The sequence below is a fragment of the Variovorax sp. LG9.2 genome (genome assembly GCF_035018885.1).
GTDB lineage: Bacteria > Pseudomonadota > Gammaproteobacteria > Burkholderiales > Burkholderiaceae_C > Variovorax.
The window spans coordinates 1-11630 of sequence record NZ_JASJXB010000057.1; the positions used below are offsets into that span (position 1 = coordinate 1).

The 11630-nt window shown below is 60.1% G+C and carries 9 protein-coding genes and 3 pseudogenes; 3 read left to right on the plus strand and 9 right to left on the minus strand.

The genetic code is table 11. The features are described from left to right. Nucleotides 1-371 precede the first annotated feature (371 nt). Nucleotides 372-581: pseudogene (locus QN413_RS26185) on the plus strand (IS21 family transposase); the annotation flags it as partial. Nucleotides 582-987: 406 nt separating this feature from the next. Here the strand turns inward: QN413_RS26185 and acs are convergent. The 5 genes from acs to QN413_RS26210 form a co-directional block, all read right to left on the minus strand. Next, nucleotides 988-2982: an acetate--CoA ligase gene (gene acs / locus QN413_RS26190; RefSeq protein WP_323499512.1), complete on the minus strand. Its 1995-nt coding sequence runs from the start codon at nucleotides 2980-2982 to the stop codon at nucleotides 988-990. Nucleotides 2983-3001: 19 nt separating this feature from the next. Beyond that, a complete protein-coding gene (locus QN413_RS26195) occupies nucleotides 3002-4729 on the minus strand; it encodes a cation acetate symporter (RefSeq protein WP_323499513.1) in 1728 nt (575 codons plus the stop codon). Then, the gene (locus tag QN413_RS26200; protein ID WP_416352253.1) at nucleotides 4726-5052 is read right to left on the minus strand and encodes a DUF485 domain-containing protein; all 327 of its coding nucleotides are present in this window, start codon (nucleotides 5050-5052) and stop codon (nucleotides 4726-4728) included. Before QN413_RS26200 ends, QN413_RS26195 begins: the two co-directional genes overlap by 4 nt. 154 nt (nucleotides 5053-5206) lie before the next feature. After that, nucleotides 5207-6196: an alpha/beta hydrolase gene (locus tag QN413_RS26205; RefSeq protein ID WP_323499520.1), complete on the minus strand. Its 990-nt coding sequence runs from the start codon at nucleotides 6194-6196 to the stop codon at nucleotides 5207-5209. 5 nt (nucleotides 6197-6201) lie between these two features. Next, nucleotides 6202-6732: a MarR family transcriptional regulator gene (locus tag QN413_RS26210; protein ID WP_323499515.1), complete on the minus strand. Its 531-nt coding sequence runs from the start codon at nucleotides 6730-6732 to the stop codon at nucleotides 6202-6204. 419 nt (nucleotides 6733-7151) lie between these two features. Here QN413_RS26210 and QN413_RS26215 point away from each other — a divergent pair. Further along, nucleotides 7152-7844 (plus strand): annotated as a pseudogene (locus tag QN413_RS26215) (IS6 family transposase). Nucleotides 7845-8097: 253 nt separating this feature from the next. Here the strand turns inward: QN413_RS26215 and QN413_RS26220 are convergent. From QN413_RS26220 to QN413_RS26235, 4 genes are all read right to left on the minus strand, one after another. Continuing rightward, a complete protein-coding gene (locus tag QN413_RS26220) occupies nucleotides 8098-8613 on the minus strand; it encodes a redoxin domain-containing protein (protein ID WP_323499516.1) in 516 nt (171 codons plus the stop codon). Between the two features lie 90 nt (nucleotides 8614-8703). Then, entirely contained in the window at nucleotides 8704-10104 is a 1401-nt protein-coding gene (locus QN413_RS26225) for a mercuric reductase (RefSeq protein WP_323499517.1), read from the minus strand. A gap of 24 nt (nucleotides 10105-10128) precedes the next feature. Beyond that, entirely contained in the window at nucleotides 10129-10374 is a 246-nt protein-coding gene (locus tag QN413_RS26230; protein ID WP_323499518.1) for a hypothetical protein, read from the minus strand. A 44-nt stretch (nucleotides 10375-10418) separates the two neighbouring features. After that, nucleotides 10419-10877: a DUF6789 family protein gene (locus QN413_RS26235; RefSeq protein ID WP_323499519.1), complete on the minus strand. Its 459-nt coding sequence runs from the start codon at nucleotides 10875-10877 to the stop codon at nucleotides 10419-10421. A 593-nt stretch (nucleotides 10878-11470) separates the two neighbouring features. Here QN413_RS26235 and QN413_RS26240 point away from each other — a divergent pair. After that, nucleotides 11471-11630: pseudogene (locus QN413_RS26240) on the plus strand (IS5/IS1182 family transposase); the annotation flags it as partial.

Genomic DNA, 11630 nt, shown 5'->3' on the forward strand with positions numbered 1-11630 from the left:
AGCCCGGTTCAATACCGGTTGAGAAACACCGCCTGATCGGCGGGATCACAATGTCCAACTTCTGGGGGTCAGTTCAATCCCGGGGCGATTCAATGGGCAAATGCCGACCTTCGATGTACTTGAGAAAGTGTCCTGCGACTGCGAGATAGCGCTTGGTCGCGGCAGAACTGTACCGTACCCTCGCAAGATGCTCTTCGAATCGCAAAATCAGCGTGCTGCGCTGAGCTAGAAGGTCTGACATCCCATGTCTCCTTGGCGGGTGGATTCCCAGCCAAGGGTTGCACGAGAGAAATAATGTGAAGCAGGAAGATGCTGAATCCTTAACGGGCGAGGCCCTGCTCACGTTCCTTCACATTATTGGGTCCTGCTGATTACCCCAGCTGATCGTGCCGGACAACCCGCGCGCACTCGTCAGCCAGGCCTGTCGCTACGAGCCCAGGCTCAACGAGACCGTGCACGACTTCGCGCGCCACTACGGCGTCTCGATCCTGCCGGCGCGCCCGTACTCGCCCAAGGACAAGGCCAGCGCCGAGTCGGCGGTGCAGGTCGTGGAGCGTTGGCTGATGGCTCGGCTGCGGCATACGGTGCTGGCCGATGTGCATGCCGCCGACGCGGCCCTGTGCGCATTGCTGCGGTGAAAAACTCTTCTCGCGCATCCAGCGAGACGTGATGAGCCGAGGCATCTTCGCATCGGTCAAGGACCTGAACAAGAAGCTCATGCGCTACATCATGGCCCATAACAACGACCCCAGGTCGACCAAGTAGAAGTACGACAATCCGAATCGTCGATACCGCCAAATCTTCTGATTCAGTGAACTAGTTTAGTGGCTTCAACACTTGGCGAAATGTTCCCATTGCATGGGCAAGTCAGTTGGCCGTTTCTTACTCATGCGACCGTCCGCATTAGGCCGGGTTGAATGTCTCAAAGCAGGCCCAGAGCCGTCGATTGCCTATCCGTGCCGGACGACCGCTTCGCAGCGCAAGCTGTCAGTTCGACTCGGCAAGCTGTTCGAGAATCGCAGGGTTCTCGAGGGTCGAAGTGTCTTGTGTAATTTCTTCACCCTTTGCCACCGATCTGAGCAGTCGCCGCATGATCTTGCCGCTGCGCGTCTTTGGCAAGTTGTCGCCGAATCGAATGTCCTTGGGCTTGGCAATCGGTCCGATCTGTTTGCCAACCCAGTCGCGCAGTAATTTTGCAATGGCCTTGGCTTCCTCGCCGGTTGGACGCGAGCGTTTGAGCACGACAAAGGCACAGATCGCCTCGCCCGTCGTGTCATCGGGTCGTCCGACTACCGCGGCCTCGGCCACCAGATCGGTGCACGACACCAGTGCAGACTCGATTTCCATCGTGCCCATACGATGTCCGGACACGTTGAGCACGTCATCCATGCGACCGGTGATGGTGAAGTTGCCTGTCGTCGCATCGCGAACGGCACCGTCACCCGCCAAGTAGTAACGCCCTTGGAAGTCTTCCGGGTAGTAACTTTTCCTGAAGCGCTCGGGGTCGCCCCAAATGGTACGAATCATGGCCGGCCAAGGCTTCTTGATCACCAGAATGCCGGCATTGCCGTTGGGCACATCGTGGCCGGCTTCGTCCACCACCGCGGCAGCAATGCCGGGAAACGGCAGGCTACAGGACCCCGGTACCAGCGTCGCGGCGCCGGGCAGGGGTGTGATCATGTGACCACCGGTCTCGGTCTGCCAGAAGGTGTCGACGATGGGGCAACGGCCCCCACCGATGTGCATGTGGTACCACTCCCAAGCGGCCGGATTAATCGGCTCACCTACCGAACCCAGAATGCGCAGGCTGGTCAAGTCGTAGCGATCCGGGTGTACCGCGGCATTGCCTTCAACCGCCTTGATCAGCGAACGAATCGCAGTCGGCGCGGTGTAGAAAATCGACACCTTGTGGTCCTCGATCATCTTCCAGAAACGCCCAGCGTCTGGGTAGGTTGGAATACTCTCGAAGACGATCTCCGTGCCACCGAGCGCCAGCGGACCGTACGTAATGTAGGTGTGGCCGGTAACCCAGCCGATGTCGGCCGTGCACCAGAAAATGTCCTCAGGCTTCAGGTCGAAGGTCCATTTGGTCGTGAGCGCAGCGTGCAACAGGTAGCCCCCAGTCGAGTGCTGTACGCCCTTCGGCTTGCCAGTCGAGCCCGAGGTGTAGAGCAGAAACAGCGGGTGCTCGGCGCCCACCCATTCAGGTTCGCAGGTAACGGGCTGTGCGTCCATCTCGTCGTGCAGCCAGTGGTCGCGTCCGGTGCGCCAAGCTATGCTGTTTCCTGTGCGCCGATAGACAAACACGTCCTTCACCGATTCGCAGCCTTCGAGCGCCAGCGCCTCGTCGACGATCGCTTTGAGTGGGAGTTGCTTGCCGCCGCGCAACTGCTGGTCTGCTGTGATCACTAGGACGGCACCGGTGTCGGAGATGCGGTCGCGGAGGCTCTGCGCGGAGAAACCGCCAAAAATCACCGTGTGGATGGCGCCGATGCGCGCACAGGCCTGCATCGCAATGACGCCTTCGATCGACATGCCCAAATAGATCGCAACGCGATCCCCGCGCCCGACACCGCGTGCCCGCAGGGCATTGGCGAGTTGGCAAGTGCGTGCAAGCAGCGCGCTGTAGCTGATGCGAGTAACTTGTGCGTCGTCGGCCTCGAAGATGATCGCCACTTTGGCGCCCAGGCCCGCCTCGACCTGGCGGTCAAGGCAGTTGTATGACGCGTTGAGCGTTCCATCCTCGAACCACTTGAAGAACGGCGCGTCGCTCGCGTCTAGGACTTTGGTGAACGGGGTGTGCCAAGTCAGCATTTCATTCGCCTGGCGCGCCCAGAAAGCTTCGTGATCGGCTTCTGCTTCTGCCACCAGCGCGGCGTACGCTGCCGGCCCGGCGACGTGCGCAGTGCGTGCCAGTTCGGCGGGCGGAGGATAGACCACTGGTTGAACGGTGGCGTCGCTTTGAACGGTGTTGGTTGTCATCTGAATTGCCTTTAAGTGGTCAATGACCCGACGCGCCGAACGCACCATAGCCGGTCTCCGAGCGCACTTGCTGGGCGCCGAAAGCCGCGCGTTCTTTTGCCGCTTGTGGGCTGCGGTCGAGCAACGAAACGATCCAGATGCCGACAAAGCCGATCGTCATCGAGAACAGGGCCGGTGATGTGTACGGAAACAGCGCTGAGCCCACGGGGTGGCCCAAGGTGGACTCCCACACCGAGGGCGAGACGATGGTCAGCCCCACCGAAGAAATCAGACCCAGGAAGCCACCCACCACAGCGCCGCGCGTCGTGCAGTCTTTCCAAAGCACTGAGAGGAACAGCACAGGGAAGTTGGCCGAGGCGGCAACGGCAAACGCCAGCGACACCATGAAGGCAATATTCTGCTTTTCGAACGCGATACCCAGCACGATGGCCACCAAACCGAGCGCGACCGTGGTGATGCGCGAGACCCGCAACTCCGATGCACTGTCGGCGTTGCCCTTCTTGTAAACCGTGGCGTACAGGTCGTGCGACACGGCCGAGGCACCCGACAGGGTCAGCCCGGCGACCACGGCAAGGATCGTTGCGAAGGCCACGGCCGAGATGAAGCCGTAGAAGACATTGCCGCCGACTGATTTGGCCACCAGCACGGCAGCCATGTTCGCGGTGCCCGCGCCGCCCCGGATGATGCCCTTAGCGGTATCGGCAAGCTCCGGATTGGTCAGCACCAGCGTGATGGCGCCGAAACCGATGATAAAAATAAGCAGGTAGAAATACCCGATCCAGGTGGTCGCCCAAAACACCGACTTTCGTGCTTCCTTTGCATCAGGCACGGTGAAGAAGCGCATCAGGATATGGGGCAGGCCCGCCGTGCCGAACATCAGCGCCATGCCAAAGGAGATCGCCGAGATTGGGTCCTTCACGAAGCCGCCCGGTGCCATGATCGACAGGCCGGTCTTAGCTGCCGCCTCGGACGAAGCGCCTCCATTGGCGGCAATGGCTGTCTTGACTTCCACCGCCTTGGCGAACAACAACTCGGGGCTGAAGTTGAACTGCGCGAGCACTGCGATCGCCATGAAGGTGACGCCCGACAGCAGCAGCACTGCCTTGATGATCTGCACCCACGTCGTGGCTGTCATTCCGCCAAACAGGACGTAGACCATCATGAGCGCGCCAACGATTACCACGGCCACCCAGTACTCGAGGCCGAACAGCAGCTTGATCAGTTGACCCGCGCCAACCATCTGCGCGATCAGGTAGAACGCGACGACCACCAGAGTGCCTGAGGCAGCAAAAGCACGGATGGGGGCCTGTTTGAAGCGATAGCCCGCTACGTCGGCAAAGGTGAACTTCCCCAGGTTGCGCAGGCGCTCGGCCATCATGAAAGTGATGAGCGGCCAGCCAACGAGGAACCCGATTGCGTAAATCAGGCCGTCGTAACCGGTCGCCATCACTGCAGCCGTGATGCCCAGAAATGAGGCGGCCGACATGAAGTCGCCGGCGATTGCTAAGCCGTTTTGAAACCCGGTGATGCCGCCGCCGGCGGTATAGAAGTCCGACGCAGAGCGCGTCTTTGCAGCAGCCCATTTGGTGATCCAAAGGGTGAACGCGACGAACAGGGCGAACATGCCGATGGCTGTCCAGTTGGTTGGCTGTTTGGCCACACTGCCCAGGTCCGGCCCTGCCGCCAGCACGGTGCTCGCCATAACGGTAGCCGCCACACCCGAGAAGATTCGAAAAAGGTTTTTCATTTGCAGGCCTCTTTCAGGATGCGCGAGGTGATCGCGTCGTACTCGCTATTTGCCCGTCGAACGTAGTAACCCACGATGACTACCGTAAAGACGATCACGGCCACACCGATTGGGATGCCCAGAGTCGTGACGCCGGCGCCTACGGGCCGGGCGAGAAATGCCTTGTCAAAGGCAATCAATGCGATGTAACCGTAGTACACGATGAACATTGCAATCGTCAGTGTCCAGCCTAGCCGGTTGCGCTTCGAGCGCAGGACCTGATACTGAGGATGCGAGCGAATGCGCTCGATGTTGGGGTCCGTCTCGACATCAATATCTGGCATGAGCATGGTTTGTCTCTGTTATTGAATTGTTGGGAAGTCGCAAAAGCATGTTTGTCCGTCGGCCCACTCGACGACATCTATCATCGGCTGTGAGCTGACCCATTGCCTGTATGGCGGCACCGATTGCCGCCCACTTTAAGAAAACCTTGTAGGTTCAGCTCTTGATAAAGGCGAGGAGATCGCCGTTGAATTGGTCTTGATGCGTACTAGCAAGGCCATGGGGAGCACCTGGGTACACCTTCAAGACAGATCCCGAAACCAGTTTGGCTGACAACAGCGCGGAGTCGGCAATCGGCACGATCTGATCATCGTCGCCGTGCACGATCAGGGTAGGGACATTAATCTTTTTCAGGTCTTCCGTGAAGTCGGTTTCGGAAAATTGCTTGATGCAATCCAGTTCGGATTTCAGGGATCCCTGCATCCCCATCAGCCAGAACGAATCCTTCAGGCCCTGAGACACCTTGGCGCCGGGTCGGTTAGCGCCATAGAACGGAACCGTCAGGTCTTTGAAGAATTGGGAACGATCAGCGCGCACGCCCGCCCGAATGCCATCGAATACGTCTATCGTCAAGCCACCAGGATTAGCGTCCGTCTTGAGCATGATGGGCGGTACAGCGCCAAGCAGCACTGTCTTGGCCACACGTTTTGTGCCGTGGCGCCCGATGTAGCGGGCGACTTCTCCGCCGCCCGTAGAGTGACCCACCAAAATCACGCTGTTGAGGTCCAAGGTCTCGATCAGGGTGGACAGATCGTCGGCATAAGTGTCCATGTCGTTGCCGCTCCAGGGCTGGCCGGACCTTCCGTGCCCACGCCGGTCATGGGCAATGGTGCGGTAGCCACGCTCGCTCAGATAAACCATCTGAAGCTCCCAGGCATCTGCAGTCAGCGGCCATCCATGCGAAAACACAACCGGCTGGCCCGAGCCCCAGTCTTTGTAATAAATCTGAGTACCGTCCTTCGTGATGAAGATGTTGGCAGCGTGTTTTGCGCCGGCGTGGAGATGCGAGCTCGCACTGGCTGAACGAGCTTTGTCGGTTGCAGCAGCGCCAACTGGCAGCGCAACAGCGGCGACAGCGGCAGTACCACCCAGCAGCAGTTTGCGTCGCGAAGAAATCGCGCTGGCGGGCGACTTTGATAAAGACATGATTTTCATTTCTTTCGGGTGATGGGTTGGACAACAGGGAGACTGGAAGTTGCGGCGCTGCCTGTCAAAGCCGCGCGCAGTTTCTTAAGACTAAGCATGAGAGTCTGGCTTTCCGCAGCCGTGAACTGCGTGGCACAAGCTATCTTGTCTTTCACGACCTTTGCGCCATTGACTTGCTTGCGACCGGCAGCCGTCAACGCGATCAGGACGGAGCGGTCATCAGCAGGATTGCGTTCGCGCTTCACAAACCCTTGCGTTGTCAGCTTGCGAACAAGGGGCACCAGCGTCCCTGAATCAAGCGCGACTTGTTCTCCGAGCGAGCCTGCAGTCATTTCACCGTGCTGCCACAGCGCGAGCATCACGACATATTGTGGATAGGTCAGCCCCAACGGAGTGAGCAGCGGCCGGTAGACCTTCGTCATGGCGAGGGACGTGGCGTAGAGCGTGAAGCACAACTGCTCGTCCAGAAACAGTTCCGTGAACCCATCCCCGCGCGGCCGTGAATTTGATGGGACTACAGATTTTGAAGTGACCATGGTCAGTGGTGTTGGGTCTCAATTTCGAAGTAGATGCAAACGCCGCGAAATGCAAGATTTAGTGGCATTCGGATGTCGATATAAAGTATTGCATGCAATATTATTTGATGCAAGAGAAATTGATGAGAGTGTCCGAACTCTTCCCACTTGTCTGCGGCGGTTGGACCTCGATCCCAGTGGGATGCGGATGAAATCTTGGACAGTTTTGGGCTTCTGCGACGGTGCCGGCTAGCCACTGGTCGACGTCACCGGCCTCGATCGGGATCACGCTGCGTTTGTCCTGGGCGTCCGGTCTAAACACGGGATCGGGCTTGGGCATGCGGCGCATCAACGGGTGGTGTTGAGCGTGAGCATCGTGTAGCTCTAGTTCTGTCGCAGTAAGAAGCGACGAGTAAGCTGAAGCGCTGGGCAAGAGCAAGATGAACGAAGCACTACGCAGGATTTTGAAGCGGCTGCACTACCCCATTGAGGTGAAGCTGGTGTGCGTTCGCTGGTAAGCGGCGTACCCGTTGAGCCTGCGACAGATCCAAGAGATGATGGCCGAGCGTGGGGTTGTGGTCGATCACGCCACGATTCATCGGTGATCGGTCAGGATGATGCCGGTTCTTGCCGCCGTCTTGAGGCGGCGCAAGCGCTCGGTCGGCACGAGCTGGCGAATGGATGAAACGTACATCAGAGTCAGCTGCGAGTGGAAGTACTTGTACCGGGCGGTGGACCGCGCCGGCCACACGATCGACTTCCTGCTGCGTGCACACCGCGATGTCGCCGCGGCGAGATGCTTCTTCGAGCGTGCCATCGACCTGCACGGCGTGCCCGAGAAGATCACGATCGACAAGAGTGGCGCCAACACGACGGCGATCCTCGACATGTGTGCTGACAGCGGCGTAAACATCGAGATGCATCAATCGAAATACCTCGACAACCTCGTCGAGCAAGACCATCGGGCGATCAAACGCATCGTGCGACCCATGCTCGGATTCAAGTCGTTTCGCTGCGCTCGCGCCCTCATTGCAGGCAACGAGACCATGCACATGATCAAGAAGGGCCAGCTCGATTCGCTCAAAGACAGAGCATCGTCCGCTGCTGACGAGTTCTACTCTCTGGCCTTTTGAGGCCAGCCACTCCAGCTCCCGTCTCAACCTCGCTCCGCTATTGCGACAGAACCGACAGGCGCCATGCCCTGGGCCATGAAGCGGTGCACCGCCTCGCGCATCCACAGGAACGGTCCGGCGGGGTCGACATCGAGATCGACGTGGAGGACGGCGCCAGGTCGGCCAAGGTCTGGTTGACGTCGAAGATCAGGACCTTGGGGCGAAGCATGCGGGGATCCTGAAGCTCGGGGGGTTGACCATGACCGGCCTTCCGTCAGGCAGTGCCGCGCACCGGGTAGTCCTTCTCGATGACGAAGCGGATGCCGTCCAGCAGAGACCGCAGGTCCGGGCGTGCGAAGGGCGCATTGGAGACGTCGACGATCTGCACCTCGCCCCTGGGATTGATGACGAACACACCCGGTTCGGCGAAGGGATGGTCGGTCTCCTGCGGTGAACGGGGGGACGAGACGTACAGGCCCAGTTGCCTGGCCTGCTCGACGCTCAGCTCGTAACCAACGGGGAACTTCCAGCCGCATTCCTCGGACTCCGTGCTTGCCTTTTCCAGGCCGTCGGTCGACAGGACGGAAACATCGATGTTGGCGGCCTTGAAGTCATCGAGCATCTCGTTGAGCGTGGAGAGGTACTTTTTGCACAGCGGACAGTGCTTGCCGCGGTAGACGACCAGCAGTCGCCATCCGTCGCCCTTTGCAGGGTTCACGCGGCCGCCGCCAACAGCAGGCCAGTCGAGTGCGGGAAAGGGGGACCCGGCGGTAAGGCGGGACGGTGACATTGAAGCTCCTTTAAAAAAGTGAGGTAAAGAAAAATGCGAAGCTTGCGAAGCTTGCGCTGCTCAGCCGTGCGGAGCGTCAGCCGGGCGGCACTACTCCAGCGGCTCGACCTTGTCCAGCAGGAAGGGAAGGAATTCGGCGACTGTGGGGTGGATCGGCAGGGCATCGCGCAGCACCTGGTATCGGGCGCCGGTGGCCATGAAATTGCTGATCACCTGGATCACCTCGTCGCAGCCGAACCCCAGCAGCGAGGCACCAACGATCTCTTCGCTTTGCTGGTCGACCAGGATCTGCATCAGGCCAGCGGTCTCGCTCTCCTCTTTGGCCCGGCTGACGTCCTTCATGTGAAAATTTGTCACCAACGTAGCGCGGCCCGACTCTCTGGCCTGCGCCTCCGACAGGCCGACCCGGCCCAGCGGCGGATCGGTGTACATCGCGTAGGTCGATACTCGGCCGTCGGCAGAACGCGCGCCGCCCGTGAGATTGGCCAGCACGATCTGGCCGTCTTGGTAGCTGGTGTGGGTGAAGGCACCGCGCTTGTTAATGTCGCCGACTGCCCAGACGCCCGGCACATTGGTTTGCAGCTTGCCATCAGTCGGCACGAAGCCGCGCTCGTCGGTCTCGACCCCGACCGCAGCCAGGTTGAGGCGCCCGGTGTTCGGGCTGCGCCCGGTGGCGATCAGCAGGTGCGAGCCTTCTATTCGCTGTCCACCCACCGTCACGGCGATCCCGGCACCGGAACTCTTCTCCGCCCGCTCGACCCGCTCGACCTCGCTGCCGGTGTGGAAGCGGATGCCCTCTTCCTGCAGCATCTCGGTTAGGGCCTTGGAGACCGCCTGGTTTTCGTGGCCAGTGATGCGCGGGCCGGCCTCGATCACGGTAACTTCGCTGCCGAGCCGGCGAAATATCTGCCCCATTTCGAGGCCGATGTAACTGCCGCCGATGATGATTAGATGGCGCGGACACTCGCGCAGCTGGAGCAGGCTGACGTTGTCCAGGTGCGGCACGTCATCGATGCCCGGCAGCGGCGGTAGAGACGCGCGGGTGCCGGTGTTGAGGAAGACCCGCGCGGACCGCAGCGCCTGGTCACCGGCGGTCAAATCGAACCGGTCGCCGGCTCGGCCCGTAAAAGCGCCCCAGCCCCGCAGCAAGGTCAAGCCGTCCTGCCCGGCGATGGATGCTTCCAGCCCCGCGCGCGACTCGTCGACCCGCTGCTGCATCCGCTCCATGGCGGCCGCGAAGTCGATTTCGACCTTCCCGGCCTGGATGCCGAAGTCGCCCGCACGACGCACAAGGTGCGCGACCCGCGCGCTTTTGCGAAGGGCCTTGGTCGGAGTGCAACCGTAATTGACGCACGAACCGCCGACCAGTCCTCCTTCGATCAGGGCAACTTTCTCACCGCGCCCGGCCAGCGCCATGGCCAGGGCCGGCCCGGCCTGGCCGGCTCCGATCACGGCGACGTCGAACTCCATTACGGGTTTACTCTTGCTCATGTGATGCTCCTCATGCTTTGACCGTCACTGCCTTTCAGAATGCAACCCGGAACTATCCCGTCCGCAACGTGACGAGCCGTAAGCCCTCGTCGTGGTGGCTGTTATTGCCCCGTTCGCCGAAGTGAGGGTCAGCTTTTCGGCAAAGCCGAGCAAATCGGCCGCATTGAACTTGCGCGTCTCGGCTAATGGGCACATCGGCTGAATGCCGGGGGGCGTTTCGTTGAGGTCAACCGGCAGGATGCATTGGGGATCATGGGCTATTGCATTCATTGCATGCCCAACCTTCTTGGCAAGGTTCCGTCGGGCGAGTCGAGTCAAGCGTGAGCCCGTGAGTTCGAACCATTTCCTGATGCGGCCAAGCGGCCGTGCACCCAGCCAAGAACCGCGCCGAAGATCAGATGCAACACCAAGGTCATCACCGAAGCCATGATGCCCATGTTCATCCCGAACAGGCCAGCGCCGGCCATCGGCATTAACACCAGCATCATGATTAGCCAGCCGATGATGCCGAGCATGATCCCGTGTCCAACGCGGCTGGTTCCCTGCAGCTTCGAGTCGAGAGCTGCGATGGCAACACCATAGATCACGATGCCGATCACGAAATGTACGATCCACCCGATGAGGGGCTGGTCCGGTGAACCCATCATTCCGGCGAGCATCTGCGGAAGGTCGAGTTGCGGCATGAAGCCCATCGTTGCCTTCAGGACCATCAGCACTGACAGCACGATGGTGGCGGCTAGCCCTGCAAGCAGGCCTTTTGGAATGTCTTTCATGTGTCCACCCTGGGTAGTTAAGAGATGGTTTGGATTGCGCTGTGAAGCTACCCCCAACCTCGGCTGGCGTCAGCGCGGTCGACATCCGTCGGCGGCGAAAGGAAGGGTCTCGTCGGAACAAGTTAGCGTGCGTTGGAGCGGCACGCAGCCCCAACGCGGCCCATACGGATGTAGGAGAAGATTACGTGGTGCAGCTCCCTGCTGCACTGGCAGCCTGCGGCGTACAGGTGCTGCTGCCGTCGGAAACCGTCTTACTTGATTGCTGCCGCGGGTATGAGCTGGATGCACTTTTCGACAATGGGCGGTGTGGGCATGGGATGCCGTTAGCCATCATTGCTACATCAGTTTTTTAGCGGTGGCTACCGATGAGGGCTACTCCAATACCGGACCGCGCGTTTCCTTCGAGCTGCAGCAAACGTCTACAAAACGTTCCCAAGTTCTCGCATGGAATCCGCACACGGCGGAAGGCGCCCGTCGTGCGATCAATCCTTGCGGCCTAGCAGGGTGCTGAAATACCTGTGCAGTTGGTCGACGCGTGACGGCCCCCAACCGTTGTAAGTTGACCCCCGACAGTTGCAATCAAACCCCAGACCATGCGCGGCGCCGACACCTTCACCGAGAGTCTGTTCACCATGCGCAAGCTCGAGGACTTCGTTCCGGCAGACCATCCGCTGCACCCGATCCGCGCGATGGTCAACGAAGCGCTGATCAAGATGGATGACTTGTTTGCCGGCATGTACGAGGCTGACATCA